Raw genomic sequence first — 26,558 nt, forward strand, 5'->3', positions numbered from 1 at the left:
TCAACCCGGCCCAGCCGGCCGGATCGGGGGCTGACCATCAGAGCCAGTGTCGCGTTTCTAACTGGCTGACGACGTCGCGCCTCTAGTCAGCTTTGACAACGCCTAAATAGCTGAAATTGCTGGATATATAGGGGCGAAATTCATCGTGCGATATTTCGGGAGCCTTTAGTCGCCTTCTTAAACGGATCCAGGATTGTGACGCTGCGCCCCTGAAAGTCAGCGACGTTTCGGGTGACGATGACCAGGCCATTCACCTGCGCCGTCGCAGCTAGTCCGGTGTCGTCGGTGTTCTTGTCGGATTGTCCGAGCATTTGTCCCCAGTGGCGCGCGACCTTTTCGTCTACAGGAAGGGTGCGGCCTTCATAGGCGGCGAAGATGGCATCGGCCGCCTTGGCGATCTCGTTAGCCACAGCGTCGTCGGTTTTCCGCTTTTTCTCAATGCCTTTCGAGATCTCTCGGACCGAGATCACGCTAATCGCGAGATCGGTATCGTCAACCGTATCGAGCCAAACCGCCACATTTTCGTGCGGCACGGGTCGACCTATCTCTTTCAGAACATTGGTATCGAGCAGATATTTCCAGCTCAATCATCCAGCGCACTAAGATCGGCGGCGCGCATGGCGGCCTTTGCCGTTTGCTTCGGATACGGCCTGCCTGCCTTCGGATGCGCCTCCGCATAGACTCGCGCTGCAACGATCTGTTGTTCCTTTAGAGAGGGATAGTCGCGCATGACATCTTCGACGGTCACGCCGGCGTCGAGGAGAGCGGCAATCCGATGCGCCTCGATTTGCGTTCCCCGGATTAGCGGTTCCTTGCCGGATAGGTCGATTTGAGCAGTGAGCTTGTCGAGTTCCTTCAACTTGCGCTCGACGAAGACCAGGTGCTGACCAATGTCGTAGCGCTGTTTACCGAACACGACCTCTTTCGCGAGACCGCGTTTAAGAGAGCTTCGCAACGCCTCGTAGAATTCGGACTGGCTCTTGGGGGTCAGCGCCTGTTTGAGTTCGTCATAGGCATGGAGAAACACCAGCTCGGCTTGACCGAACTGCCTAATATTCCGACCGCCTCGCTTCACGAGTTGCGGCTTGATCGGCGCCCGCTCGACAACCTTTTTGAAAAGGTCTAGAGGCGCACCAACCACAAAAGCCGCTTGTGCCGTTGTCAGATGTTCCATCCTATTACCCTTTCTAATACACCCCCAAACATAGGAGCGAATTAGAGAGAGTGCAAGGCCCGGACCGACGTGAGCCAAAGACTACGGCCGCACTTCGTCCACTAGGGTCAGAGTCTCGAGGCGATCAAGAAGCTGCTTGGCTTTCGATTCTCCGAGCAGTTCAGGCGCCGATGTCGGCCAATGCTCCAGCGCCCGCCTGACTGTGGCCACGACCTCCCGGGTGATCAGCTTGTCGTCCAGGCGCAGAAAACTTGCGACCCTCTCAAAGCGATGTAGGTTCACACTTTCGAAGCTGTGGGTTTTGACGAACCTCAACGCCATAGTGTCGGACGGCATGTACAGAACGGTCGGGACGATATCGTAGGCCGGCGACAATCGGATTTCGCCGGGCGCCGGGAAGCGGAAAGACCAGTTTTTGAGATGGTTGTCGCCATTGCCTAAAAGCACGTCTGCAACAACCCTGCGGATGGCTTCCAATATATCATCGCGATGGTCGGTGCTGAAGCGGCGCACCATGTTGATGATGGTCTCGGTCGTTGCCATCGTATATTTTCGATCGCCTATCGCTCCCAGGATTTGGGCCGCGTCTTCGATGTGAATGCGACGATCATCGTCGGCACGGTCGAAGCGATCGACGACGAGAACGCGCTCACCATGAGCCAACAGTTCCGCAGGGACGCCGCTGATAGCAGTGCTGGAGACAAGCCGGCAGTTTGCTGTTCGCACGCCGATCATCCTTGCCATCTGCATGGCCGCGTGTTCAGCCTCCGGCAGCCCTGGGTATCGCTCGCTTGCGACCTTGATGATGCATCGGCCGGTGTTACCGCGACCCGGAACCGTCAATCTGTCGCCCTCGACGTTGGCGGTGAACTTGAGCTGGACGCCTGCGAGCGAGAATTTAACCGCGCCGTCAGGCAGCGGAACATCCACGCCATGTACCTTTTCGATAGTGATTGGCCCGGCTGACGCTGGTATTGCTGTTTCCGGTACGACGAGGATTGCGCCGGGAAGATCGCCACCGAGGCGGGTCAAGACGTCGAATTCGTCGTGATCGCCCGGCCCCATTTCGTTCAATACCAGATCCCTAAGGGCGCCCTCAGGAAGCAATCCTGAAAACCACGGTGGCAATGTGCCGTGAAGGCCAATTTTGTCGCCACGCCGCGCCAGACGATTGCGTGTGCCCTCGTCATCGTCAGGATCGGACCAACCCAGGCTTAGGATTGGCCGCCTTGGATCTCGCAGGAACGTCTCGGCAACTACAAACGCGACCGCGCCGTCGCTGTCGCGCGTCAGGGTCCCTACTCTAATCTTCCCGAGGTTCTGATCCAGAAGATGGACGCCGAGGATCGCCGATGATTTCGCCATCATGGTTCCCCATTGTCGTCTTCATCGAGATCGACGAAAAGTTCCTCAAATGCGCTGGCCGCCGTACCTTTGCTCTGCTGTTCCCCAGCATCGCTAATCAGCTGTCTCACTTCCGCGATCCGGGACTTCGGCAGCAGGACAGGCACAAGGTCAAGGGCATCGCAGATTTCCGCAAACAGCGTCAGTCGGTCCCTACCCCGCCGATCGGTCGCAAGGTCCCGTTCGAGTTCCGATATTCGCGCCCGGTCCCGACCGAGTCTTGTCGCAAGTGCAGGCTGACTGAGACCGCGTTGTTTACGGGCAGCCAGCAGTTGCTCGCCGAGGGTGTTGAAAATCGTGGTGCTCATGCGGAATGTCGCCCATCTATTGCTGAGTGTCCGGAATTGCGTACGACCTTAAGATAAACGAGAATGCGGAATTCCGCAACAGGAGGTCATTTCGAGCGAAATAGCGCAATGATTTAACGGTGGCCCAGCGGCGATTCGATCTTGGCTCGTCCTCATCAACCCAGTGCTTCGAGTCCAACCGGCGACCACCGATCCGTCCCAAGCCTTGATATCGTCCCCAACAAATTATATATTCCGGCCCATCGGAAGAATTAATACGGAGGCTCAACCATGCCCGCAGTTGCCGAGATGCTGAAGGCGAGCGAGGCTGCCGTTGTCTCGCGCGTGAGCCTGCGCGACGTCAATCGCGTCATCGACGAGCACATCTTGCCAGAAGCGTTCGTATCGCTCGACAACGGTCGTCATGTCCTCGCCGGAGCCTGCTCGCTTATCACGTTTTACTTCGAAAGCGCCCGCCGCCTTACCTCGGAAGAACGCCTGTTTACCATCCGGACGGCAGAAGCCCGGCTCGCAAGCGCCCGCAGCCTCCCGTGGTCCGCTCTATTGCGTGAAGACTGGACCGTGCACCACGAGTTTCTGACGATCGATCTCATGCCCTTTATGAGGGGCGCGAGCGAGCGGCTGGACGACCTCACCGCGGCGCGGGAAGCCGTGACATCATCGCCCGAGATCCTTGGCGGGACGGCCGTCATTCGGGGCACCCGCGTTCCTGTCCATGATGTTGCCGCGTCTGTATCCGCGAGCCATTCAACGGAGCGCATTCTCGAAACCTGGCCGAGCCTAGACGCAGAGAAGATCAGGCTCGCGACAATCTATGCGGAAGCTAATCCCTTGCGTGGGCGGCCCCGCGTCCTGGGCGACCTTCCCGAAGGATCGGTCATCCTCACAGATCGTTGCGTCCCCCGTCGCAGGAAGGCGGGATGAAGTTTCTGATTGATGAGTACCTCAGTCCTGAACTGGCCAAGATAGCGCTGGAAAAAGGTTATGGTGCGTCACCTTGCAGTTTGATTTCTGGAAGCATCGTGTGGCTGTGATCCCTACCCCGCCCCATGCGGGTGCAAGCGACTATCAACCGGCGACCGAACAATTGCTAGTGAGAAGGCTAAAGCCGAAGGGGTGCGTTTCACCCGCCCCGATCTGATCTTGCAACCGGATCAGCCGGTCAGATCGGGGCTGGTCGTCAGTGCCAGTGTCGCCTTTCTAACTGGCCAGCGGCGTCGCATCTCCCTCGCGCAGGACGTCATCGATCCGACTCCGAAAATATGTGGACTCAATATCGCTAAGCAAGTTGCGCCTCCCATTGTAGTCAACATAATAATTGCTACTGAATAAATGCGAGTAATCGCGTTTCCCACTATTTTACAAAGTTTGCGATCGAGGCTCAGAGGTCGTTCTTGCTAAATCGATATGGCAATGTTGTCCGCAATTTTCTACTTGCGCGCTAGAATAAGCGAGCCCATCTTTACCTTTACGATCAGCGGATGATTCGATGATGGGCAGCAGCGGCGGTTACCTTGGGCGTAACAAGCAGCGATGGGGGAGAGATGAGCTTGCAACAGGAGTACATACTCTGCATAGACTTCGTTCCGATGGATCGGCGCGAGCACATCGCGAAAATGCAGTAATATCCATAGCTCAAAGTTGGGCACCGATGGGATGGCTTTGAAGGGAACGGCTGTCCCCTCGTCGTTTTTCAGTTTCTTGTTGGTCGCTTCGGCTTTGGAGAACGCATTGTGGTAGCTGTCGTGGTCATCGCGATCGAACACCACATAAACGCGGTCAAAAGCCTTGCTTTCCTTAAATTGATCGATGGCATATTCCACGATCCGCAGCGGCGCGGTTCCGTAGTCCGACGGGACGATTTTGATATCCGCGTTCGGAAGCCGTTTTTCGCGGCGAATGGCCTCAAAATAGTTAACTTCGGTCTTTTCGCCTTCACAGACAATCAGCATGCGGTCATACGGCCGCTTTCGGCCCTGCCGACGGGCTAACCGACTCTCAGTACGTTCAAAGCGGTGTTTTCTGGCCAAGACTAACGATCCACTGTTCCGAGAATCGGAATGCCACCGTAACGGCCACCAAGGTAGCCCTTTTCGAGGGCTTCACCCTTGCGGGGCGAAAAATCGAGCAACGGGAAAAGGTGCGAAACTTGCTCTGCGTCCTTTTCTGTAAACCAGATCTGGTCCCGTCGCAGTTTGTGCCCCTCAAGGAGCGAGACGTCGTGTGTCGAAAAGATCAGCTGTGCGCCTTTAGGATTCGTCGTCGGATTGTTGAACATATGCAGGATCTTTTGCACCAGCAGCGGATGCAGGCTCCGGTCGAGTTCATCCACGATAAGCAGGCGACCCCGCTGGAGGATATCGAAAATTGGCCCGGCAAGATTGAAAAGGATCTGGGTGCCGGCAGATTCGTCGGTGATGTCGAATTCGTACTGCTGCCCTTCGGCAAGGTGCCCGAATTGCGGAACATCAAGTTCCGCATCTCGAATGTCCGAGAGGCCAGAAGCGATGTTAAGCTGGAATTGACGACCCGGGCGCTTAGCAAATGACACGGAGGAAATGCCGGTATCCGCCGCCGTCATCAGCGATACGACACGCTGCAGGTTCTTCGGATCTTGAGCGTACCTTGCCGAGAAGTCAAAGCCTATGCTCCCGCCTTCCGGGAAGATGGCCATGTCCTCGGAAAACTGCTGATACAGGGGTTTAAGCTGCTCGCTGTTGAGCTGGACAGCCGTTGTCAGAAACAGCGTTTCTTTCCGGGTCGCGTTTTCCCACACCTTTTTCGATCCCAGGAAATAGTCACTGTACGTATAGTCGTAGCGGCTTCTTTTCTTCTCGTTGTAGGCGCGCGAGAACCAGACTTGTGGTTTGGCGCGCTCATAAACGAGTAGCCATTCGCTGATGACGCGCCGCCGCGTCTGCTCAAATCCGTACTGATAGCGCCTGCCGTCGATGATGAACGTCGCCTCGAAGAGCGTCGGCTTAGTGTCAAAGTCCGGGCGCATCCGGAAGGGCGTAAGATTGTTTTCTTGATCCGGCTGAACCTGGTTCGAGGTCGTAACCATGGCCTGCATGAATTGAAAGGCTCGGATGATGTTCGACTTGCCACTTGCGTTCGCACCATAGACGGCCGCCGCATTGAGAACCCGCTTGACCTTCTCGAGGCCGGCTTCTCGGGTGTGCGTGCTTTCCAGCGTTGAATCTGGACTGGCGGCCAGGCTCAGCACGGCCTCATCACGAAACGACCGAAAGTTTTTGACGCGAAACTCCAGAAGCATAGTCGCTATCACTCCATTATAAACGCACGATACGCACAAAATATGCATAATTGCAATCTATTTCGGCGCGTTGGTCGAAATCATCCGGATAGAGCAATCCTAAACCGGTCGACGAACCGAAGACCTGAGTCACCCAGTTTACGGATTTACTGGACGACTCCCTGAGAGGGGAAGCTTTCCCTCCTTGGTCGACCGATGCAGCAGAAAACCGGGGCGTAAAGGCGGCCGCAAGGCCAAACGCCTCAGTCCTCCAGTACTTGGCCTTCAATCTCAGCGATCGCGCCCTCTTCGAGCACCTGGCGGTGAGCAGCCCGGCGTCATCCAACCGCTCGCGCAGCGTCTCGAGGCCAAACAGGAGCGCGGCGAAAAAGATGACCTTCATTAAATTGCGTGACGTCGTTGCCGATAGACGACGGGTGAGGTCCTCCACCGACGCGGAACGCTACTGACTAACACGTGAATTCCGCCCCCGCAGTTGAATTCAGTCCGGCATTCCTGTGAAAACGTCAGGCAACGGATTGTCGAGTTTGTCGAGGCCGCGACATGGTGGCGTTCGGTCTACCTTATTGCGCACCCCCTTAAGCCATTGAACTCGTCTGCAGAAGATTTTTCTGTGCAGTTGGCACGACTTTTGAAATTCACCCGTAGCGCGGGCGGAATGAGCCGCCGCGCGATCTGGAAGGCGTTCAAAAAGTCACCTCGCCGCAAATGCTTTCAAAAAGATAACGAAGGCCAGGATGTGAACGTGCGGGGTCTGAACTGTGTCTGGCCGATTTCCGATCATCACGACCCTCGCACAAAACCGGAAAGACTTTGAAGCTGATCCCTGCGGCCTCCCCGAGCGATCGCGCGGGGAAGGTGCCAGTCAGCCGACTAGACGGAGCGCAATGACTTGGCGAAAATAAGCAGTGTGGCGGGCGTAGCGGCGGATGCAACATTACTAAGCACCTTTGCGCCGCTCAAGAACCCGACCTTTCGTTCGATCTGGCTCGCCATGCAGGTTTCCAGCCTTGGCTCGTTGATGGAGGCAGTAGCCACCAGTTGGCTGATGGCTACTGTCTCACCTTCTGATCTGATGGTCGCGCTTGTACAGGCGTCATCAACGCTGCCCACGTTCATTCTGTCTGTCTTTGCCGGGGCCATCGCCGATAATTTCAGCCGTGGTAGGGTCATGTTTTCCGGCAGGTGCCTGATGATCCTAGCATCTGCGATGCTTACCGCGCTTGTAGCGTTGGCCTTTGTCGATCCGTGGCTTATCCTCGGTTGCAGCTTTTTGCTCGGATGTGGCGCCGCTCTCAACGGTCCCGCTTGGGAGGCGTCAATCGGCGATATTGTGGATCGACGCGATCTTCCCGCTGCCATAACGCTTACGTCAGTCGGATTCCATACTGTCCGGACGGTGGGCCCGGCGCTTGGTGGCATCGTCATTGCGTCGCTCGGCGCTATGACGGCTTTCTCCCTGACCACACTTTGCTATCTTTTGCCACTATGCGCCTTACGGCGCTGCAACTGGAAGGCCCGCTCTTCAACTCTCCCGCGCGAGTCGATGATTGCGGCGATCAATGCCGGAGTGCGCTTCACGGCGACGTCTTCGGAACTAAAGGTAGCGATCGCGCGTGGAACGCTCTTTGGTCTGGCCAGCATCTCCATACTCGCGCTGCTCCCTCTGATTGTTCGCGACCAATTCGCGGGCGGGGCGATCGCATATGGCATTTTGATGGGAGGGTTCGGCACTGGCGCCGTCCTCGGCGGCATCTCCAACAGCGTGTTCAGGCGGAAGCTGCCTCAGGAACGGCTAATAGCGCTCGCGTGCGCCGCCTGTGCGACGTGCTCCATTTCCCTTGCTCTGATCCCTGAACTCGCATTGGCGGCGGTCGCACTCGCCCTGGGGGGTGCGGGTTGGGTCATCGCCTGGTCTAGCCTTACCGTGAGTGTGCAGCTGGCGAGCCCGCGGTGGATCGCAGGTCGCACCATCTCGATCTATTTTGCATTAACGCACGGCGGTATCGCGGCAGGCAGTTGGGTGTGGGGTGTGATAGCGCAGAATTTCTCCCCGGCTTTGTCGCTGGAAGCCTCCGCTGGAGCTCTGTTGCTGATCGCTACCGGGTGCCTCTTGCGGGTTCGCAGGCCTCGAGAGTCAGAGCTTGGTTCTTTAAATGGGCTCAACGCGGTTGCCAAAAGCTGGCATCAGCGCGAGGAGCCCAATGAGCAATGAAGGACTGAACGATCTCAAGGTCGAGAGGAGCTGTCCCCGCTTCGTTCCGGAATTACGCGCAAGGAGCCGCAGAAGCTTTGGTCTGCAACGGCTCCGCCGATCTTCTTCCCTCACCGCGAGCGGTCATTCCCCGCGAACCAGCAAGCTCGGCTGTCGCCGTCTTCCACTGACGCTTTGGTCCTTGAATGCAGCAGGCCAATCCGTCGCCGTTCGACCTTCGACCGCCATCGAGGCCATATCGGACGGCTTCGAACTACTCTGAGGAGATTAAGACAATGGCTCAGATCGGTACCTTGACCCGCGACGAAACGGGCGCCTACAACGGCACCATCAAAACCCTCAGCTTCATGTCAAGGCCAGCATCAAACCGGCGGCCGGGACAACGAGCTCCGCAGACTTCGAGGACACCGCGATCGGTGTCGAGTTCGGCGCGGAGCGCTCGTGAGACGAGAGCCGAGTATCTCTCGCTCAGGATGCAGGCCTCTTCTTCACGGCGCCGGACAACACCTTTCCCGTTCAAGGTAACGAGGGCGAGCACGGGTACGGTGTTATTGACACAGTCGACGACCAAGACATCTCGCCTACCCCACTCCGCAGCCGCTGGGTCGCAGTCCTGCTGTCGGGCATTGGTCAGGCAGCCGTACCGACGCCTTCATCGCCGGCCTTCCGACTGCGGCGCGCATGCTTGAGCATGTCACGCCGACCGCCGTCGACATCGATGTCGTCTCACGCTCGCCGGCCCAGGATCTTCGGCCCTTGTGTCTTGGATTGGTTGTGATCGCTTGATGGATTCGCTCGCTCATCTTGTTGATTGAAATGCTGCAAATAAACACTTAGCTTCTACTTCGCGCCCCGAGTATCTCTGTTTGCGGAGGTGGCTTGAGTGATCTCCAGGTACGTTCATGAGAGGGACATACCCTTGGATTCCCAAGCGCTTGGCACCTGCCAACGCGCATTTGATGCCATTCTTGCTGAACTTAGTATAAGTCGTGAACACGAACGAGCCGAAAACATTGCCGCCTTTGTGATCAAATTGTACCAGCAGGGTATTCATGATGAGGAAAAACTCTTTCAGCTGGGCATAGCGGCGAGCTGTAACTTGAAATCCTGAACAGGAGTACAACTCTGCTTTGTCGCGCGAGAGTTCCATCAAGTACGAAATCCGCTGTCGCGCCGACCTGCGTGTCGCAACCACCGTTGCCGAATCTGCAGTCAATTTCCTGGTCGCCAAGAGCATTGGGAAGAAGCGACAGATGCGCTGGTCTCAGTACGGTGGGTACATCTTTCTAATTCAATCGACGATGCGCAAGGCCAATTGATTGCATTAGTTCCCTGTCTTCTTGGCAGCGACCTTGACGACCTTGGCCGGCGTTGCGGCGACAGTCGGCTTTTCCGCGGGAACAAAACCGGCGCCGATTGCGACGTTCAGAGAGATATAGTCCAGAGCGCTTTGTTGGATAGCCGTAGCCAGGCTTTCCTGCGCATCAGAAACCGAGCGCTGTGCATCGAGAACATCGAGCAGCGAGGAGGCGCCGTCCTTGTAGCTTGCCGTCGAAAGTTCGAGGGCTTCCTGGTAGGACTTCACCTGCGCGCGGAGTGCAGCGACCGTCTGGGCATCGCGGCTGACGGCCGACAGGGCATTTTCGACCTGTTCGACACCGGACAGCACGGTCTGTTTCCAGACGATATACTGTTCGCGGCTCGACGATTCCGCGCTCTTCACATTAGCCCGCAGCGTGCCGCCGTCGAAGATCGGCAGCGACAGCGACGGACCGAAAGACCAGGACGTCAGGCTGCCATGAACGGACGGCGTGTGGATGTAGGACGGCGAGATCGCACCACTGAGCGAGATCGTGGGGAAGAGTTGGGCTTCCGCCACGCCGATCTGGGCGGTCGCTGCGGCAAGGTTACGCTCGGCGACACGAATGTCGGGTCGGTTGCGGATGAGGTCAGCCGGGACGCCAGTGTCGACGCGGCCCCGGAATACCGGCTGGGGACCACCGCTGTGCAACTGGGCGATAATGGTCGCCGACGGCACGTCGAGCAAGGTTGCAATATGATGCAGCGCACGACGGTAACTGATTTCGAGACCCGGAATTTCCGAAAGCGTCGAGTTAACGAGGCCTTCGGCCTGGACCACGTCGAGGCGGGACACGGCGCCGGCATCGAACTGGAATTTGGTGAGTTCAAACGTTTCCCGGCGAGACTTCAGGTTATCCTGCGCGATTGCGACGCGGGCCTGATAGTAGCGGACGTTGACGTAGCTGTTAGCCAGATCCTGCAGATAGGTCAGGCGAGCGACGTCGACACCGGAGTAAGCCGCATCCAGCGATGCATTGGCGCTTTCCTTGGCACGGCGGTATTGACCCCAGAGGTCAAGCAGCCACGAAGCCGTGGCATTGCCGCCGATGGTGTTTTCCGTTTCCCTCTTGGTGCGCTGGCTGCCCTTTTCGCCGTTGGTCTTATGACCGCCTGACACCAGAAGGCTCGGCAATCCGCCGGCGCCGGCGGTGATGACTTCAGCCTGTGCTTGATTGATGCGTTCCAGCGCCTGCTGGATGCTAAGGTTTTCTGCAAGTCCTTGCTCAGCCAAGGCGTTCAGCTTCCTATCGCCGAAAGCGGTCCACCATTGCGAACCGGAGACGTCGCCGTTGACCTTCGTACCGCCATCCGAGAATTTGGCCGCGAGCGGCATTTCCGGTGGCTTATGATCGGGGCCGCTGACGCAACCTGCCAGAAGAAGAAGCAAGGCGGGGGCGGCAGTACGAATGGATATCATCAGATTATTTCACAATTCAATTTACATGATCACTGTCTTGCGGGGGGGGGCGACGTGACCTCTTGCGCGGCGGCGTTTCTGTGATCTCTTCCGATATTTAGTCATCCCGATGAGCTGGTAGGCCGTTGGGTTTTAGACTCTAGGGGGAGGCGGTATATTGTAAGAAGACATCGACGAGCGGAGATGCTCGACAGACCAGGCTACGATCGACGGGACCGCGCCCATGAGAGACTCGCGCTACGCTTAACCACGACAGCACGCGCATGAATCTTCTTCAACTTGCATATGTCTCGAAAGTACTCAGCTCCAGGCGAGCGGCGGCGAGAACGCTGGCGCGTTGTTCGAATGTGCTCAACTGACTTTGGTAGGTGCTGGCTCGGGATCGTCGACCGATAACGAATTGCCAACACCGAATCCCACCGCATCTGCACGCATGCGACGACCCCAGCTCTTGCATCTTCATCTTTCTTCTACGCTTCCTAATGGCATTCGACTGATTGGAAAAATTGATTCTTTGGATCACGCCTATTTGCGCCATGGATCACGGCGCGGGTTTTCGTGGGTTTGGGCTCATGTTTGAAATTCACCTCCATATTGAAACTCGACGTTCTCTGACGAGCCAATGTTGACACTCTTCGTCGATCCATGGTGATTTTGCCAAGCGCTCCAAATCGCGCTAATACTTGAAAAATCATCGAAATAGCTTGTGTAGAAGGCAAGAGGCCAGGGCGAAGCTGTAACAAGGAAAGCTGCTGCTGTCGCGCGGCGGGTCGGGTCGTAGGGCTTCCTGCGTCTATGGATAGTGGAACAGCCGTTTCACGGGACGGAAGGTTCTCACCTTCACCGACGATGTCATCACAGATCCGGATCTGCATATAAAACTTCTTCGTCGGAGTGTATGTCGCAAGTCGTAAAGCAAGGGGCGTGCCAGAAGGCGCGCCCATTCGTTTTCAATGAATTAGCAAGTTCTTGGTGCCATCCGGTGAAACAGTGGCGCCACCTTTGTCGGGTTCGCTGCAAATAAGTGGGGAGGAAATCATTCGCCTCATGGCGTGGCAGATTGGAGGTGGAAGCCGCCGGCCCCGGCGAAAGAGCAGAAAGTCAATGATGCTTCAGGTATGCGCCGGCGGGCGTGCTTTCTTGCCGTGGGTGGAAAGGACGGCAATCATCGCATCTGCCAAATGACAAAGCGCCCTCCCCAGCTCCGTAACCTTATAGCTTTCTCCTTCGGCAGCTCGAATGGCATGGCGTTCAAGTTCGACCTGCCGGAGAACGTTGCAAACGAGGAAACCCAGGAGTTTGTGGTCGGTACCATCAACCGCCGACGCTGGTTTCCCGACCGGCGGCAATTTCGAGCTCTATCTGGACTGCCTTGAGGAACAGGCCTGCCTGGGCGCGGATATCTTCGTCTTCGGCCCCAGCAATCCTCATCGCAGCAACGAAGTGGATCATTTCCGATCGCCAGAACCTGTTCGCCTCTTCGCCATGAAGAGCCTGCAAGAGGGCCGAGCAGCGTTTCACTTCTGCCAGCCGCCGATCAGCTGGAAACAGTATCGTTTTCATTTAACCTCCAACCAGCGAATCTCAACTGGTGGGCGGTAGGGTCGCCGGAAGATGTTTCCAAAAGCTGAATGGACGCCTCCTCTAGGATGATCAAGGCGATAGATGCGATGTGAACGTCTGTTGCGGCTAGCGTTTCCTCCTTAACTGCCTGGCCGACGTCAGTTTTAGCCGACAAACATTCGCGAACTGCGGGTCAATATTTGGTCGTCTGCCACATCTGGGTTCGAAGGCTTTGAATTGTGCCGAAACGTACTGGCGGCGATTCAGCCGCAACCTCTCCATCAGATTTCTCGGGCTCCGTTAACCCAGCGGCCGTGTACGGGCGAAGGGATTCTATCGACGAGATCGTGGACTGCGCATGCCATCTGTCAGGTCGCCACGGTTCCACTTATTTTGAGAATCTCGTCGCACCGAATCTCAGATTTTCTGCCAAACGAGATCCAAACAGTTCTGTCATGGCGACCGGGTACCAGTAGCTGACATTTTCTGGCAGCATAGGTCGCCAACAGCACACGCTCTGACGTCGACATGCACCTTATCCGGCGACCTCACGCATCAGTCAGGACTTGCTGGAGATGGAACCTTTTTGAACCGCATCGCGAACAAAGGCACCGCGATGTTGGAACTGTCACGGAAACTTCCACGTCGCTTTTGCAAGATGTAAGTTTCTTCAACGCCCCAGGGATCTAACCGGCATTCACCCATTTATCTGCGGACGAATATGTGAGATGGACATCGGCCAGCTTTTCCTGGATCGTCTCGTCGAAATTGGAATCGACAAAAACCACGTTACCTAACAGGTCCTGAGCCGCCGTCATAAGCTTATCGCGGTCCGCCCCTTGGCCGATGAGCCTTTCCGTAATCGTCCACTCGGGCACATCGTTGGCCGCATCGAGAGCAAGCAGAGCTGATGCGCAGGTCTTTGCGAAATTCCTCGCCTGCGGCGCCCGAAGGCGGTTTTGTGCGTCAGCTAGCCGTAACAGATAAGATTGTCGCACGGCCTTCGGATCGAATAAGCCCAATCCCGGCAAATCCAGGCTGGCCTGCTCAACAGGAGGGAGTGCCAATGCCTTGAACTCTTCGGCAAGTTCCTGGCCGAGGCGCGTTGCTCCATCCATCGTCAACACCAGCTTGCTTGCGGCAAGGGGGGTGGCCTGACGCAAGTTGACGAGCGCATCGAACAATTGCCGCCTGACCGTATCTGACATCTGGGCAACATCGAAGGCGGCCACGGATATGGCGTCTTGACGACAGGATCTGATAACCGCACTCGATAAAGGATCGCGACCCTCTATGCCGTCTAACAGCATCAAGACGGGTTCGAAGGGCGCAGCCGGCTTGTCCAGCCAAGATCCGAACTTTTCGACGAGCCAATCGACGAAATCAGGCTCCTTGGTCTCATTCCGGCTGCGCCCTTCTTCAGACCGAAGACGGCTTTCCAACCGCCCAAGTTCAAGCGCATGTTCAACAACATGCTCCGACTGTTGGGCCTCTAGAGCCTTGAGATCCTTGCGACATCCCTTTAATCCTTCCTTTGCTTCAATCAGAAGATCCTCGAACTCCTCACTGTCTGCGACGGCTTTCTCCAGGTCTTCGATTGTCTCTTTCATCTGATTCAAAGGCCGAAAGACATCGTCTCGCGGTAACGGATCGGCAGCACCGATCAGCTGGCGGCGAAACGCAGCAACCTCCTTCAGGAGGAGCTGATAGCCTTCTTCGGTTACTCTGTAATAGTTCGGGGGCTTGCCTTTTCCTGAAGCATCCCGCGATGTTGATCCCACACTCTCAGTGAATGAGGATCGGTCAGGTTTTAGAAAGTCACGGGCGGTTTCGTGCGGAACGCTTGCCGCGAGAGCAAGATCCTTGGCCGTGAACCCGTCGGATCTGCCCGCACTCAAACGGAGCAAGGCGCCCATCAGCTTTCGGCTGGCGTCTCTATCTCTCTTCATTGGCGTATCATTGCAGCCTCCTGTTGACCAACACTAATATCGGGGATACAACCCCAAAAGTCAAGGAGTGTTTACAGCTATGCCAGCGTTTTCTCGAGCTTGGCGAGATCGCCATCAACCAAGAAAGACAGACATGCCTGTGCGGCAGCGACCGCGTCTTCGTGCCGGATCTTGCTCAATAGATTCTGCTGTAACCGGGTGGCGAGCAGCTTTAGCCGTCGCCATTCGGCCTCCGGATGGGTGTTTACCATCCAGGTGAACGTCCGGCACAAGGTGTCGGCCTCCTCGAACGAGGCAGCCATTCCCGTCTGAGCAAGGATCGCTGCCAGATCGCGAAATGCCTCACGCGCGCCGCGTCGGCGGGTGCGATCGGACCGCAACAGGAACGGCTGATCGCCAAAGCGATGCTCGTGGAACGCCCGGAGCTGCCCCTTACCACGTTCGCCCTTGAGAGGAACCCAGTCGCTCCGGCCCTCGTCAATCCACAGCTCGGCGATGTCGAAGGCCAAGGTATCCATCCATCCCTCTGACCAATGGCATTGCGCCGGCGCGTTGGGCGTCGGACGCCTGCTTCGATAGCCCTGGAAAGCGTGGCAAATGAGTTCGTGGTGCAGGGTATAAATCAGGTCAACCACATCTGTTGCAGAAAGCTGGCCTTCCAGGAGAACGAGGTTGACGATGCGGATCACCTTGTTCGAATCCGTGGATCCCGTGACCTTGAATGGCGCAAATTGTTGGCCGAGCGGCGTCAACGTGGTCGCGTAGACGATGGCCGGCTCGTCGCCGAAAGCAGCCCCGCCCATGCTGAAGGTTTCGCGTATGCGCGCCTCCACAAGGCCGGCAATCTCCAGGACGCCGCTGCCGCAGGCGACGCTGCACACGCCGTTACGGCATGCCGGCCCATCCCCATTGCCCTGGACCAGGCTCACCGCCAAGCCGCCTAGCGTTCTCTGGAGCAACTGCAACGAGTTGTGCTGAAACCCGATCCCGACCACATCCCCGAGCGCGTCCTTGCAGCGGCCGGCAATATCGCCATTGTCCTTTACCGTCCGCTTTGCACTGACAGCATGGGCGTGCAGTTTCGCGAACACATCCTCATGCGCCTGGAACGTCGCATCGTCCTCGACGTCGCACGCGTCAGGATCGGCAAATCGCGCCGCGGCGATCCAGAGTGCGGTCGCCGTTTTGAGACCGGGATCGAGCGGCATTGCCTTACTCGTCTCCGGTTTTCGGCTCGCCGAGCACATTGCTGCCGACAGGGCTCACTATGTGACGCATTCTGGTCTCCCAGAATCTGCGAATCGCCGCGACAAGGGCTTCAGCGGCGGCCTTGCCGAGAACACCTCCCGCTTCCTTGCCGGCCGCCACAAGGAAGGCGGTACCGACGGAGATCAGAATGCCGCTGATGAGGACGCCCGCCGGTCCACTCGTGGCGACGACTGGGGGAGTCGATGAATCCAGGACCCCGGCATCGACCGAAAGGATGCCCGCAACTTCCGCCTTGACGCTTTCGTCGCGCAACATCTCCTGCCAAACTTCCAGAATTTTAGCGTTGACCTGATCTTCGTCGACCGCTCCCGCATTGCTGACTTCAACGACTTGTGACGATTCGTTTTCACCTGTCATGTGCATTCGCCTTTCGATCTTCCTGAAATAAACAATGAGAAGTATTGCCGTGCAACTTATCCGATATTGATTGTCTGATGCAAGACAAAGCTTGCGCCACAATTGCGGTGAAGACCTCGATCGGCCTTTTGCACGGCAAGCCCCGGCGGGGTAGAAACGCCTCGCCGAACCACGAGGTAGAGAGGTACTTTTGCAGTCTCCTAGTTGAATACCGTTGGACAACAACTCCCTATTTTGCTTCTCTGCTTTCAACTAGGGGACAGACATGCGTAGTCGCTCACGCTCTTGGCTATATTGCCGACCGCTTCGTGCGGATCGATCGCCAATTCGCCGCCCGTCCCCATTCCCGCAGCGGTTGTCTTGAATTCCATCAAATGTGAGATGGGACAGTACTTCGCTGATGAGCGCGCGCGATAGTGCGCGAATACGCTTTCTCGAAAGCGCGAACCCGTTTGTAGTCACCCTGACGCTCAAGGTCGTGGATACCTCGGCCGGCAAGGCGGACGCCGGATTGGGTCCATTCATTCTGCCCTACGGCTCGGCCTCGGGCGGATTCGGGGTTTCGGGGTCAAAGGCCGTGACGGCGACTATGGAAGACACTATCCTCCTCGACCCTTACGCTGCTGACACGAGCATTTGCTCAGCCGCTCGCCAGCAGGCTGGTATTCATGAAGCCCCCGGCCTTGGCATACGCGATCAGTTAAATGAGTTTGCAGGCCAGCTTCTAGCCACGAGTGCCGGACATCCCATGATGTTGTTCGATAAATTTGCAATGACCAAGGAGTTTGCGGTCACGCGGTCTGTCCAAGCCAATGGTGCGATCGGCTTCCACGCCACGCCCCTGAACCTGACAGCCGAGGTGTCGCAGACCCCTGAGGACGTCCAGACGATCAAGGTCACAGCGGCAACGAACAAGCCGAAGGGGCTCAAGGAGCCATAAGATGAGGAAGAGCGCGATGAAACCGATGTTTGTAATGGCTTTAGCATCGACGATCACTGGAACGGCAAGCGCGCAATCCCAACCCGAGCTCTACCTCGATCGTTCAAAGGTCGACGTGACCGTCTGCGCTCCGGAGAACCCGAACTGCGAGTGCAACCCGAAGAAGAACGCTTGCTGGTTTAAGCTTCCCGAAAAGCAGTGGCTTTATTTTGAGAGAAGCTCGATGAAAATTATCTCGAAAGCCCAATACGAGGCGCGGTGAACACGGCCTCGAACGCTCCACATCGTCTTGGATGGCTATGGCCTGAACTGCGGAGGCGCCAGGACGTCACGCGTCGTCGCCCTCGACCCCGGCGACGGCATCGTGGGAACAAGCAGATACAAGCATGAATGTGTCCCACATAGATCTCGACCTGCTTCTCGATGTTGTATCACCCTTTGATCGCTACATTAGCCACGCGCTCAATCGACGATCCGCGCATGGCCGGAAAACAGCTCCGATCCTTCCTCACGGAGCGATGTGGGCTCACGACATGACAACGGATCCCCCGGCAAATTTTTCGTCCACCCGATGAAGTCTTCCCGATCCTCGCTTCTTTATGGGAAATTGGCGCCTTACCTTTGCTCTTCATAGGATCTGAACCAATGACCCCGTCGTTATAAAGCCTCCTCTCTGGCTCCCTTGTCGAGAAAGATTAGCCGAGAGCCGTCTATTCGCTCTCCGGACGCGTTACGGTCATTCTCCCCGAGAAATTCGAGGAAAGCTGCGGATGGATAACCGCATGTCCGGCAAAGAAAGCCAACCTCTCCTTAAGGGCGTGGATCGGCTTGCCATATTCTCGAAATCGGGAACGACAGCTTCCGCTTCAAAGCCAACTCGGCCGCCGCAGCACAAAGAGAGGAGAAAAAGCCGATCCCTTGACCAATCTCTGATCTGACAACGATACTTGGAGGTGACTCGCCGCCTCGGTGGAAAAACCGGCTCAGCTCTGCGCGGAAACTAACCAGGAAGCTGCCATAAACCTTGCTTCGGTCTCGTATAGACAGATTTCGTACAAACGTACATACAGAATTGTCATGACAGCAAGGATCGTCACATGCTTAGTATCCGAGATCAGGAAGTTCGCACCTTAGCGGAAACCGTTATGCGCAAACGTGGCGCCTCCAACCTAACCGCTGCTATCAAGCTTGCGTTGCAGCACGAGATTGAGCGGGCTGACGAAGCTGTGCCCTTGAAACAGCACGTCGCAGAGATTCGTGCCCGCGCACTTGCCAAGGCAAAACGCCCGCCGGCCGCGCCCTTGACCAAAGAGGAACGCGACGCACTCTGGGGCCAATGATGTTCATCGAGACCTCAGCATTCGTCGCCATCCTTGCGGGAGAACCGGAGGCCGACTTGTACGTAGTGGCGGTCGATCGCACTCCACGCCGGCAAACCGGCGCGCATGTCCGGCTTGAGGCGACCATCAATCTGGCGCGTATTCTTGGCTTAGAAGTCCTTGATGCTCAAGAAATGTTCGACGCCTTTCTTCAAGCAGCCAAAATTGCCGTGGTTCCGATCACCGATACGATCGCTCGGCGCGCCGTGGAAGCTTTTGCCGTATATGGCAAAGGAAGAGCTCATCCCGCCCAACTCAATTTCGCTGACTGCCTGTCCTATGCCTGCGCAGACACGCTCAACATTCCGATGCTATTCAAAGGGCGTGATTTTATAGAAACGGATCTCAAGAGCGCTTTACCCGGCGAGCGCTGAATCGCTTCAGTCGATCCGCCTGCGGACCAAGATCGAGCGGACGTGTCCGAGCGTCGCATCATCATCATCATCAACATTCGGCACTATATCATCAGCTGAGAGGGCGCAACCTTTCATATAGGCCGTCGCTATGGAATACTTGCTGGCTTTTGACGGAGTGGGAGAACGAGTTGCTCTTGATAGGTCTCGAACTGACCGACGCGGCCTGGCGAACCCTGCCAATGTGGCGGGGGTGAATCGGCCTCCGGCGTCTGCACGTGCTCTTGCAAACCTTCCACCCCATCGGCGCATCGATCGTCGTGGTCTGCTTATGCCACTTGACCACCGTCGTCAGCATCTTGATCGGCTTTTAAGTTGGAATGAAGCGTAGGACTATTTCAAATTCCATTCCACTTGATGAACGCGCTTCATCTCGCAATTTGGCAGACAAGCAAGCGCACCCGACCTTGTGAAGACCAATTGACAATTGGCGACATATTTTTATTTTAGATCAATAACTTACAAAAAATTTGGCGCAATCAGAGATTTTTCATAGATGAAACTATCGCGTATCTGAAATACGCGAAAGTTACATAATATGCCGCTCCATCTTGTCGGCGAAAACATCGACAAAATGCGTGGCCACCGTCAGGCGGAGAAAACTGGTCCACCTCATGCGCGGTATCTATGTCGACGCAGACGACGATATAGACCAGACAATACGGACCCATGCTGTACGCATCGCCAATGGCCAGGATGGCGAGACATTCTTCGGATGATCTGCGGGAGCGCGTTGTTGGCGCGGTGACGCACGATGGTCTGTCGTGCCGGGCGGCAGCCAAGTGCTTCGGCATTGGCATCAGAGTGAAGTCGAGATCCTCCGAAAACCGGTAAGTCTGGCAGTAGCATTTCTTCAAGCACGTACCGCCTTTGAACATCCACGTCTCGCGCAACGCTTCAGGCTCCGTCTCAGAACAGACCTTTTCCAGATAGTTCCGCGGAATGTAGCGCACGCGTTCGACGCCGTTGATGTCGGGCTTAAGATTTAGCGATAGTGTAGTCTCGGTGCGATCGGTGTCGCCAGCGGGATCGCCAAGGCGGCCAACAGTCTCCCGACATCCAGCGACGGAAAAATTGTCGTTAATGCTAATGACGTCGCGGTCGGCATTCCCGAGCTGAATGACGAACTGATTATAGTCACACTTAAATCCGTGCGATACCGGGCTGTGGACATGAATGTCCCACTTCCGCCCCTCACGGCCAGTTGCTTCCGGTCACGCCGTCCCCAATCACTTCTCCCAGCGTCAGACCGTCGAAACGTGCGTTCTATCTACGCGGCGGTCATAATCCTTTGGTTGATTGAGGCATTATTGGTACCTTGTGGTGCTACTTTCCAGCAGAATCATAGGGGTTTCTTGCCGGAGCATTCTTTGAGAGCGACGGTTTGAAATAAGACGATTTTGCGAAGCAACGCTTCGCAAACTTAAGCATATTCAAACCTTGGCGGCGGTTTAAAATAATGTTATTTTACTAAGAATGACTGGACAAAACACCGGAAAGCTAAACTTCCTGGAACGAACCCTTCCCGATGGGCTTTTGGTCGACGCGGCGTGGATGGAACGCCACGGTTATTCTACCAGTCTGCGCAGCCAGTATGTTGCCGCAGGATGGCTCACTCAGCCCGTCAGAGGGACTTATAAACGCCCTCGCGGCGAACTCACATGGGAAAAGGTCGTAGTGTCACTCCAGACACTAATGGGCAGCGCGCTTGCCGTCGGCGGCCGTACAGCCCTCGATCTGCAAGGCTTCAGCCACTATATTTCGGCGTCAGGCCCGTCTGTTATTCACCTTTATGGCACGGCCTCGCCACAGGGATGGCTTACAAAGCTGCCCCTGCCGCAGATGTTCCGGTTTCATAAATCATCGACGCTATTTCGGTCGTTGCCAGAGAAACCTTGGCTGCAAGAAGGGACCCTCCGACAGGTGCCGGTTGCTTCGGAATGGCAAATGACGATCTCAACGCCGGAGCGCGCCCTGCTAGAGATGCTGGATGAACTTCCGACCCATGAAAGTTTCCATCAGGTTGATGTGCTGATGGAAGGCCTCAGTTCGCTCAGTCCCCGGAGGCTGCAATCGCTGATTTCCGATTGCCACAGTGTGAAAGTGAAACGGCTGTTCTTTTGGTTCGCTGCCCGTCATGCGCATTCCTGGGTGAAGCAGATTGACCGTAGTGCGGTCGATCTGGGGACCGGCAAGCGGTCTCTGGTGAAAGGCGGGCGCCTTGATCCCGACTTACTGATAACTGTTCCGGACGATCTCGATGCCCCTCTCTGAACGATATCGACACCAGGTCGCGCTCCTGATAGCCGCAATGCCGTTCATGGCGGCGGAGAAAGAATTCGCCCTCAAAGGCGGCACCGCCATAAACCTCTTCGTGCGCGACATGCCGCGGCTGTCAGTCGATATCGACCTGACTTATCTGCCGGTCGCCGGAAGGCCGGAATCGCTTGCCGCCATCGATGCGGCCATGAAGCGCATGGCCACCGCAATCCGCGCGGGCTTGCGCGGTGTACGTGTAACCGAGGTCATTAACGTCCGCGAGAAGATCGTGACGAAACTGACCGTTCAACGCAGCGATGCGCAGATCAAGATCGAGGTGACGCCCGTTCTGCGCGGCTGTGTTTTCGCCCCGGAAATACGTGCCGTCTCTCCAGCCGTGGAAGAGGCCTTTGGCTATGCAGAGACCCAGGTAGTTTCATTCGCCGACCTCTACGCCGGCAAGATCATGGCGGCCCTCGACCGGCAGCATCCCCGCGACCTGTTCGATATTCGCGATCTGCTCGCGAATGAGCGGATCGGCGAAGACCTGCGCCGCGCCTTCCTCGTCTACCTCGTCAGCCATGATCGTCCCATGTCGGAGGTGCTGGCGCCGCGTCGGAAGGACATCGTGCAGGAGTTTGCCCAGGGATTTGAAGGCATGACCGCCGAGCCGGTGCAGCGCGCGGCATTGGAGGAGGCGCGGGAAGTGCTTATTGCCACGATCACCGGCGGAATGCCGGCGCCGCACAGGCAGTTTCTTCTGGGGTTCAAGCGCGGCGAACCCGACTGGAGGCTGATCGGTCTTCCCGAAGCGGCTGAATTGCCGGCCGTCAAATGGAAACAGCTAAATCTCGACAAGCTCTCCGCGGCATCGCGGACGCGTCTCGTCAATCAACTGGACGACGCGCTCGCGCGTGGCGGCGCGCCACTGAAGGACTGACATTCGCAACTTTAAAGATGAGTGTGATCTTTGGTAAATGACCAGTCTTGATGATCCAATGGAGATCTCCACGGCATTGACTGGATTGAGGTTCGCGTCGGCAACGAGCGCGTATTCGGGGAAGAGGCTTATGATATTCTCTAATGGCGACAATGTCCGCGACAAACCGCAGATCAGCCAATTTTAGGCGCGATGTCGATGCCGACGAGCAGCCGGTGCGTTTGCTCCTTCGGCACCGCCACCACCGTTTCCTGACGCCGGCGCCAATGGAACCTGTCATGATCCGATCGTTTCAATCGTCAAAAAAACAGCAGTTTAATCCAGTCGCGCGATGATTGTAGAAGACCAAGACCGCCTGACTGCCGATTCCGAAGGGTTCAAGGTAACAACATTCATGCATGATGCTGTCGTTATTCGTTCCGGTATTGCACAGGCAGTTATCAACCGAAGAGGAGCAGAGCTAATTGGGTGGCAGGTCGGTGTAAACGACCTCCTTTGGCCGGGAGACTCCCAAGGTTGGAACCAAACTTGTCCCCTGATGTTCCCTTCATGCGGATGGAGTGAGTCTTCGCTTGCCGAAATAAAAGGGCAATATTATCCGATGCCCGTTCACGGCTTTGTCAGTATGCTGGAATTTGACGTGGTTTCCAGCTCAGAAAGTGAGGTGACATTAGAAGCATCTGACGATGAATTCACGAAAACAATGTTTCCGTTTTATTTTCTTTTTAGGATTACGTACAAAATTGTAGAGAGTCGATTGAACATTGATATTTCCGTAAAAAACACGTCCTATAGTGCATTCTTGCCTTATTCCATCGGAATACATCCGGGATTTAGATGGCCGTTACTGTCTTCGCGCAAAGATAGCTGGCGCCTGCAGTTCGATAAATCAGAATCCCCACTCGTCCCATGCATATCTTCCCAAGGGCTAATTCGAGGTGACCAACGGAAAATTTCGTTCCGCGGACGGCGCCTTCATCTAGATGAAACTCTTTTCAAAAATGAGGCCCTTTGTTTTTTGAATGCGAACAGTAAAAGGCTGTCGCTTGTTGGAGAGAAGGTCACAATCAGAATTGACGCGCCAGATGCACGCAACTGGGTTGTATGGTCTCTTCCACAGCAGGACTTTCTGGCGCTAGAACCATGCACCGGTCATGGTGACATAGAGGGCAGGCGCATTCCATTTGACGAGCGGGAATACAATGCCAATCTCGCTCCAGGAGAAGAGCAACAATTCCGAGTACGACTCGAGTTTTTGCAGCATGAAGATTAGCCCTCAAAAGGCTGGCATTATCGGGCATGTCAGCAGCGCTGCTTTTCTTCGCGGAGTGAGGCTTGGCGCATCCAGTAGCGCCGCCGACCCATCAGTTGCCTTGCGGGCCTCGCCTGGCGTCATGCTGCGCGCCATCGTCTATCACAGCGGTCACTATGAACATATCCAATGTCGGCATTTTCGGCGCGTCCGCCGGCGACTAAAACGCGGTGAGCGCGCTACTTTTCCACCCCGAACTCTACAAGGCTGCAGTCGTAAACAGCGGTTCTTGCGACAACCGTATGAACAAGACCGGTTGGAACGAGCATTGGTGGCCGGTCGGCACAGAATATTCGGAGTTCTCCGACATCGACGATGCCCATAGACTGCAGGGCAAGCTGATGCGCTCGCGACCGGTTGCGAGCGCCGTTCCGACAGCTTGAACCGGGCGTGCCGCCGATATTCAAACCAAAACCACCCCTTCTGCATGTCGCCTGGGATTGATGCTTCAATACAGCACCACGCTGCGAATGCTTTCCCCTGAGTGCATCAGCTCGAAGCCCTTGTGATGTCCTCGAGGGCCATGGTGTGGGTGATCATCGGGTCGATCTGGATCTTGCCTTCCATGTACCAGTCGACGATCTTCGGCACGTCGGTGCGGCCGCGGGCGCCGCCGAAGGTGCCGTGCCCATCCAGGTGCGGCCGGTGACGAGCTGGAAGGGACGCGTCGAAATCTCCTGGCCAGCGCCGGCAACGCTGATGATGACCGACCGACTTGCCCCAGCCGCGATGCGATGCTTCCAGTGCCTGGCGCATCACCTTGGTGTTGCCGGTGCAGTCGAAGGTGTAATCGGCCCCGCCGATCTGGTCGGCGCCAGGTTTCGTCATGTTGACGAGATAAGGAACGATGTCGCCCTCGACCTTTTTCGGATTGACGAAATGCGTCATGCCGAAGCGCTCGCCCCAGGCCTTCTTGTCATTGTTGAGATCAACACCGATGATCATGTCGACGTCAGCATGGCGCAGACCCTGAAGCACCTTGAGGCCGATGCCGGTGGTGACGCCGCAGCCGATATAGCTTGCCGCAGGATAAGGCAGCACTTGCGGCTCTTATTCTGAACCAGGTCTGGGAGGCCGCCGCTTAGTGTCAGCATAAGGGTGCTTAACTGGCGGAAGGAACAGCGTCAGTCTATGGCTGATATAATTGACGCTTCGTTTGGTCCTTATCCTATTGTTTTCATTTATGTGGTTTCAAGTGAACTTCCAGAATTCTGATAAAACCAGGATATAAACCAAGCGGCCGAATTTCTTCCTCGGCAAGGCGATGTCGCGAGCAATCGATCAAAACGCGGATAAAAATCCGCGCTTTGCCTTCGTGCCATCACTTTGTTTCCGTTCGGAATTTTCCGGGCCAGGAGGTTCTGAAACGGGCGAATCTGATATAAGGGGGATAAAAGAGGACCTACAATGCCCATTCACGATCCCTGCTCTCTTCTCAATCGACTACTGGAAGAACCCATCGAAAGCGCGTGGTTGGAGTTCAAGATCAACAACAAGGATCCGCGCGAAATCGGAGAATACGTGTCGGCGCTTGCGAATTCAGCAATACTCGCCGGACGAGACCGGGCCTTTCTTGTATTCGGGATAGAAGACCGGACCAAAAAACGAGTTGGTACGGAACTTCGTCTGCAGCAACAAAAGTACGGCAATGAAGACTTCACCAATTGGCTAGCCCGCATGGTTGAGCCCCGGATACTCATTGAAGTTCTCGACTTTGTTTGTGACACCTTGTCCTATTCCGTCATTGCCATAGAGCCATCCCATGAGCGGCCGGTCAAATTCTCTGGTACAGAATTTATCAGAATCGGCGAAAACAAGAAAAAGCTCGCCGAGTTTCCAGAGCACGAACGCGCACTTTGGATAGCAACGGGACGCCGGCGTTTCGAAACTGCCGTCGCAACGCCGAACGTCGCTGCGGACGACCTCTTTGGTATGCTCGACCCCGATCCGATCTACGATCTGACGGGCGATCCCAGGCCCAAAAACCCTCAGGAGATCATCCGAAAGATGGTCGATGCCGGATTTCTGCTCGACAACCTCGAGAACAGGTTCGACATAACCAATCTCGGCGCAATCATGTTGGCTCGCGACGTCACGATCTTTCCATCCATCGCCGGAAAGACTGTCCGCATTGTCAAATATGCCGGCCGAGACAAGTCTCGGTCGGATTTCGAACAAGAGGGTAAGAAAGGATATGCCGTCGGCTTTACCGCAATGATGCGGTTTTTGATGGAGCGCCTGCCTAAAGAAGAACGATATATCGATGGTGTTCGGCGTATGGTGCCGCACTTCCCTGAGACCGCCGTCCGTGAAGTTATCGCGAACGCACTCATCCACCAGGATTTTATGGCGACTGGTGCTGGACCCGTGGTCGAAATCTACGACAACCGCATCGAAGTCACCAATCCTGGCAATTCCTTGATTAGCACCGACCGCATCCTCGATGAGCGCCGATCAAGAAACGAGAAGCTCGCTGCAACCATGCGTTCGTTCGGGCTTTGCGAGGAGCGCGGAGGCGGCCTCGACAAGACCTTGATTGAAATCGAAGCACAGCATTTGCCCGCTCCCGACTTCATCTCGTCCGAAAATTCAATGCGTGTCGTTTTGTTCGCGCCGAAAAGCTTCGCTCAAATGTCAAAGGCTGAAAAGCTGCGAGCCTGCTTTTTCCATTGTGTCCTTCGTTGGCTCACGCACGACTACATGAGCAACGCCACACTTCGAGAGCGGTTTTCACTTCCGCCGGAGGAATATCAGGCTGTTTCGGCCATTATCGCCGAATCTATCAAGCTCAACCGCATTGCGCCCGCGGATCCAGACCAGGGTAGGCGCAACGCGCGGTATGTTCCCTATTGGGCGGCCTAAGCGTTTCGATCGCAGCGGCTTGAAAGGACACGAGCTGCAGACCTACACTTTCGAATCCTGAATTCCCTTGTCTGGGATTTCACGATGCACCATCGAGCAAAAGCTGAAGCGGAACGTCTAACAGATGAATTGCGGCCCAAGGGATGGCTTCAGTAACG

23 protein-coding genes and 4 pseudogenes are annotated in these 26,558 nt (G+C 56.1%); 12 read left to right on the plus strand and 15 right to left on the minus strand.

Annotated elements, in window-relative coordinates; translation table 11 throughout:
- Positions 1-140: 140 nt before the first annotated feature.
- The 4 genes from PY649_RS29375 to PY649_RS29390 form a co-directional block, all read right to left on the minus strand.
- A complete protein-coding gene (locus PY649_RS29375; RefSeq protein ID WP_285872432.1) occupies positions 141-587 on the minus strand; it encodes a type II toxin-antitoxin system VapC family toxin in 447 nt (148 codons plus the stop codon).
- The gene (locus PY649_RS29380) at positions 584-1,174 is read right to left on the minus strand and encodes a DUF433 domain-containing protein (protein ID WP_285872433.1); all 591 of its coding nucleotides are present in this window, start codon (positions 1,172-1,174) and stop codon (positions 584-586) included. Before PY649_RS29380 ends, PY649_RS29375 begins: the two co-directional genes overlap by 4 nt.
- 81 nt (positions 1,175-1,255) lie before the next feature.
- Positions 1,256-2,539, minus strand: coding sequence for a type II toxin-antitoxin system HipA family toxin (locus PY649_RS29385; protein ID WP_285872434.1), 1,284 nt, complete (start codon positions 2,537-2,539; stop codon positions 1,256-1,258).
- Positions 2,539-2,886, minus strand: a complete 348-nt coding sequence (locus PY649_RS29390; protein ID WP_285872435.1) for a helix-turn-helix domain-containing protein — start codon at positions 2,884-2,886, stop codon at positions 2,539-2,541. Before PY649_RS29390 ends, PY649_RS29385 begins: the two co-directional genes overlap by 1 nt.
- Before the next feature lie 270 nt (positions 2,887-3,156).
- On the opposite strand from PY649_RS29390, the gene PY649_RS29395 reads away from it, so the two are divergent.
- Positions 3,157-3,810 carry a DUF433 domain-containing protein gene (locus PY649_RS29395; RefSeq protein ID WP_285872436.1) on the plus strand — a complete coding sequence of 218 codons (654 nt, stop codon included), beginning with the start codon at positions 3,157-3,159 and terminating at the stop codon, positions 3,808-3,810.
- A 506-nt stretch (positions 3,811-4,316) separates the two neighbouring features.
- Here PY649_RS29395 and PY649_RS29400 read toward each other — a convergent pair.
- From PY649_RS29400 to PY649_RS29410, 3 genes are read right to left on the minus strand one after another with little or no spacing between them, the layout of a single operon-like run.
- Complete coding sequence (locus PY649_RS29400) at positions 4,317-4,916, minus strand: RloB family protein (RefSeq protein ID WP_285872437.1); 600 nt, start codon at positions 4,914-4,916, stop codon at positions 4,317-4,319.
- A gap of 2 nt (positions 4,917-4,918) precedes the next feature.
- Positions 4,919-6,163 carry an AAA family ATPase gene (locus PY649_RS29405; protein WP_285872438.1) on the minus strand — a complete coding sequence of 415 codons (1,245 nt, stop codon included), beginning with the start codon at positions 6,161-6,163 and terminating at the stop codon, positions 4,919-4,921.
- A 16-nt stretch (positions 6,164-6,179) separates the two neighbouring features.
- Positions 6,180-6,545: a hypothetical protein gene (locus PY649_RS29410; protein WP_285872439.1), complete on the minus strand. Its 366-nt coding sequence runs from the start codon at positions 6,543-6,545 to the stop codon at positions 6,180-6,182.
- Between the two features lie 510 nt (positions 6,546-7,055).
- Between PY649_RS29410 and PY649_RS29415 the strand changes: the two genes are divergently transcribed.
- Entirely contained in the window at positions 7,056-8,378 is a 1,323-nt protein-coding gene (locus PY649_RS29415) for an MFS transporter (protein ID WP_432761426.1), read from the plus strand.
- A 799-nt stretch (positions 8,379-9,177) separates the two neighbouring features.
- On the opposite strand, the gene PY649_RS29420 is transcribed toward PY649_RS29415, so the two are convergent.
- The 6 genes from PY649_RS29420 to PY649_RS29445 all read right to left on the minus strand — a co-directional run bounded on the left by PY649_RS29420 (position 9,178) and on the right by PY649_RS29445 (position 16,295).
- Positions 9,178-9,528 carry a hypothetical protein gene (locus PY649_RS29420; RefSeq protein ID WP_162950434.1) on the minus strand — a complete coding sequence of 117 codons (351 nt, stop codon included), beginning with the start codon at positions 9,526-9,528 and terminating at the stop codon, positions 9,178-9,180.
- Between the two features lie 174 nt (positions 9,529-9,702).
- Positions 9,703-11,157, minus strand: a complete 1,455-nt coding sequence (locus PY649_RS29425; RefSeq protein ID WP_285872440.1) for an efflux transporter outer membrane subunit — start codon at positions 11,155-11,157, stop codon at positions 9,703-9,705.
- Positions 11,158-12,471: 1,314 nt separating this feature from the next.
- The gene (locus tag PY649_RS29430; RefSeq protein WP_120709074.1) at positions 12,472-12,720 is read right to left on the minus strand and encodes a DUF6074 family protein; all 249 of its coding nucleotides are present in this window, start codon (positions 12,718-12,720) and stop codon (positions 12,472-12,474) included.
- A 686-nt stretch (positions 12,721-13,406) separates the two neighbouring features.
- Positions 13,407-14,669 carry a hypothetical protein gene (locus tag PY649_RS29435; RefSeq protein WP_285872441.1) on the minus strand — a complete coding sequence of 421 codons (1,263 nt, stop codon included), beginning with the start codon at positions 14,667-14,669 and terminating at the stop codon, positions 13,407-13,409.
- A gap of 77 nt (positions 14,670-14,746) precedes the next feature.
- Positions 14,747-15,877, minus strand: a complete 1,131-nt coding sequence (locus PY649_RS29440) for a hypothetical protein (protein ID WP_285872442.1) — start codon at positions 15,875-15,877, stop codon at positions 14,747-14,749.
- A 4-nt stretch (positions 15,878-15,881) separates the two neighbouring features.
- The gene (locus PY649_RS29445; protein ID WP_285872443.1) at positions 15,882-16,295 is read right to left on the minus strand and encodes a hypothetical protein; all 414 of its coding nucleotides are present in this window, start codon (positions 16,293-16,295) and stop codon (positions 15,882-15,884) included.
- A 400-nt stretch (positions 16,296-16,695) separates the two neighbouring features.
- Between PY649_RS29445 and PY649_RS29450 the strand changes: the two genes are divergently transcribed.
- The 5 genes and pseudogenes from PY649_RS29450 to PY649_RS29470 all read left to right on the plus strand — a co-directional run.
- Positions 16,696-17,235 (plus strand): hypothetical protein, encoded by a 540-nt coding sequence (locus tag PY649_RS29450; RefSeq protein WP_285872444.1) that lies wholly within the window; start codon positions 16,696-16,698, stop codon positions 17,233-17,235.
- 1 nt (position 17,236) lies between these two features.
- A complete protein-coding gene (locus tag PY649_RS29455) occupies positions 17,237-17,497 on the plus strand; it encodes a hypothetical protein (RefSeq protein ID WP_285872445.1) in 261 nt (86 codons plus the stop codon).
- 835 nt (positions 17,498-18,332) lie between these two features.
- Positions 18,333-18,575 carry a type II toxin-antitoxin system VapB family antitoxin gene (locus tag PY649_RS29460; protein ID WP_120709082.1) on the plus strand — a complete coding sequence of 81 codons (243 nt, stop codon included), beginning with the start codon at positions 18,333-18,335 and terminating at the stop codon, positions 18,573-18,575.
- Positions 18,575-18,988 (plus strand): type II toxin-antitoxin system VapC family toxin, encoded by a 414-nt coding sequence (locus PY649_RS29465; RefSeq protein WP_285872446.1) that lies wholly within the window; start codon positions 18,575-18,577, stop codon positions 18,986-18,988. Before PY649_RS29460 ends, PY649_RS29465 begins: the two co-directional genes overlap by 1 nt.
- A 735-nt stretch (positions 18,989-19,723) precedes the next feature.
- A pseudogene (locus PY649_RS29470) lies at positions 19,724-19,828 on the plus strand (IS630 family transposase); the annotation flags it as partial.
- A gap of 20 nt (positions 19,829-19,848) precedes the next feature.
- Here the strand turns inward: PY649_RS29470 and PY649_RS35215 are convergent.
- Positions 19,849-19,905 (minus strand): annotated as a pseudogene (locus tag PY649_RS35215) (hypothetical protein); the annotation flags it as partial.
- A 598-nt stretch (positions 19,906-20,503) separates the two neighbouring features.
- On the opposite strand from PY649_RS35215, the gene PY649_RS29475 reads away from it, so the two are divergent.
- From PY649_RS29475 to PY649_RS29490, 4 genes and pseudogenes are all read left to right on the plus strand, one after another.
- Entirely contained in the window at positions 20,504-21,301 is a 798-nt protein-coding gene (locus PY649_RS29475) for a type IV toxin-antitoxin system AbiEi family antitoxin domain-containing protein (RefSeq protein WP_285872447.1), read from the plus strand.
- The gene (locus tag PY649_RS29480; protein ID WP_285872448.1) at positions 21,288-22,226 is read left to right on the plus strand and encodes a nucleotidyl transferase AbiEii/AbiGii toxin family protein; all 939 of its coding nucleotides are present in this window, start codon (positions 21,288-21,290) and stop codon (positions 22,224-22,226) included. The genes PY649_RS29475 and PY649_RS29480 overlap by 14 nt, the downstream gene beginning before the upstream one ends.
- 331 nt (positions 22,227-22,557) lie before the next feature.
- Complete coding sequence (locus PY649_RS29485) at positions 22,558-23,499, plus strand: aldose epimerase family protein (protein WP_285872449.1); 942 nt, start codon at positions 22,558-22,560, stop codon at positions 23,497-23,499.
- Between the two features lie 158 nt (positions 23,500-23,657).
- Positions 23,658-23,882, plus strand: a pseudogene (locus PY649_RS29490) (alpha/beta hydrolase family protein); the annotation flags it as partial.
- A gap of 104 nt (positions 23,883-23,986) precedes the next feature.
- Here the strand turns inward: PY649_RS29490 and PY649_RS29495 are convergent.
- Positions 23,987-24,558 (minus strand): annotated as a pseudogene (locus PY649_RS29495) (zinc-binding dehydrogenase); the annotation flags it as partial.
- Positions 24,559-24,945: 387 nt separating this feature from the next.
- On the opposite strand from PY649_RS29495, the gene PY649_RS29500 reads away from it, so the two are divergent.
- Positions 24,946-26,400 carry an ATP-binding protein gene (locus tag PY649_RS29500; RefSeq protein WP_285872450.1) on the plus strand — a complete coding sequence of 485 codons (1,455 nt, stop codon included), beginning with the start codon at positions 24,946-24,948 and terminating at the stop codon, positions 26,398-26,400.
- The last annotated feature ends 158 nt before the right edge of the window (positions 26,401-26,558 follow it).

The sequence above is a fragment of the Rhizobium mayense genome, from assembly GCF_030272705.1.
Classification (GTDB): Bacteria; Pseudomonadota; Alphaproteobacteria; order Rhizobiales; family Rhizobiaceae; genus Rhizobium; species Rhizobium mayense.

Coding starts and splice junctions, on each gene's coding strand:
- PY649_RS29440 (WP_285872442.1), bottom strand. CDS start 15,877: ATGCCGCTCGATCCCGGTCTCAAAACGGCGACCGCACTCTGGATCGCC.
- PY649_RS29445 (WP_285872443.1), bottom strand. CDS start 16,295: ATGACAGGTGAAAACGAATCGTCACAAGTCGTTGAAGTCAGCAATGCG.
- PY649_RS29480 (WP_285872448.1), top strand. CDS start 21,288: ATGCCCCTCTCTGAACGATATCGACACCAGGTCGCGCTCCTGATAGCC.
- PY649_RS29405 (WP_285872438.1), bottom strand. CDS start 6,163: ATGCTTCTGGAGTTTCGCGTCAAAAACTTTCGGTCGTTTCGTGATGAG.
- PY649_RS29485 (WP_285872449.1), top strand. CDS start 22,558: ATGATTGTAGAAGACCAAGACCGCCTGACTGCCGATTCCGAAGGGTTC.
- PY649_RS29435 (WP_285872441.1), bottom strand. CDS start 14,669: ATGAAGAGAGATAGAGACGCCAGCCGAAAGCTGATGGGCGCCTTGCTC.
- PY649_RS29460 (WP_120709082.1), top strand. CDS start 18,333: ATGCTTAGTATCCGAGATCAGGAAGTTCGCACCTTAGCGGAAACCGTT.
- PY649_RS29475 (WP_285872447.1), top strand. CDS start 20,504: ATGACTGGACAAAACACCGGAAAGCTAAACTTCCTGGAACGAACCCTT.
- PY649_RS29500 (WP_285872450.1), top strand. CDS start 24,946: ATGCCCATTCACGATCCCTGCTCTCTTCTCAATCGACTACTGGAAGAA.
- PY649_RS29380 (WP_285872433.1), bottom strand. CDS start 1,174: ATGGAACATCTGACAACGGCACAAGCGGCTTTTGTGGTTGGTGCGCCT.
- PY649_RS29420 (WP_162950434.1), bottom strand. CDS start 9,528: ATGGAACTCTCGCGCGACAAAGCAGAGTTGTACTCCTGTTCAGGATTT.
- PY649_RS29390 (WP_285872435.1), bottom strand. CDS start 2,886: ATGAGCACCACGATTTTCAACACCCTCGGCGAGCAACTGCTGGCTGCC.
- PY649_RS29395 (WP_285872436.1), top strand. CDS start 3,157: ATGCCCGCAGTTGCCGAGATGCTGAAGGCGAGCGAGGCTGCCGTTGTC.
- PY649_RS29465 (WP_285872446.1), top strand. CDS start 18,575: ATGTTCATCGAGACCTCAGCATTCGTCGCCATCCTTGCGGGAGAACCG.
- PY649_RS29450 (WP_285872444.1), top strand. CDS start 16,696: ATGAGCGCGCGCGATAGTGCGCGAATACGCTTTCTCGAAAGCGCGAAC.
- PY649_RS29410 (WP_285872439.1), bottom strand. CDS start 6,545: ATGAAGGTCATCTTTTTCGCCGCGCTCCTGTTTGGCCTCGAGACGCTG.
- PY649_RS29430 (WP_120709074.1), bottom strand. CDS start 12,720: ATGAAAACGATACTGTTTCCAGCTGATCGGCGGCTGGCAGAAGTGAAA.
- PY649_RS29455 (WP_285872445.1), top strand. CDS start 17,237: ATGAGGAAGAGCGCGATGAAACCGATGTTTGTAATGGCTTTAGCATCG.
- PY649_RS29385 (WP_285872434.1), bottom strand. CDS start 2,539: ATGGCGAAATCATCGGCGATCCTCGGCGTCCATCTTCTGGATCAGAAC.
- PY649_RS29425 (WP_285872440.1), bottom strand. CDS start 11,157: ATGATATCCATTCGTACTGCCGCCCCCGCCTTGCTTCTTCTTCTGGCA.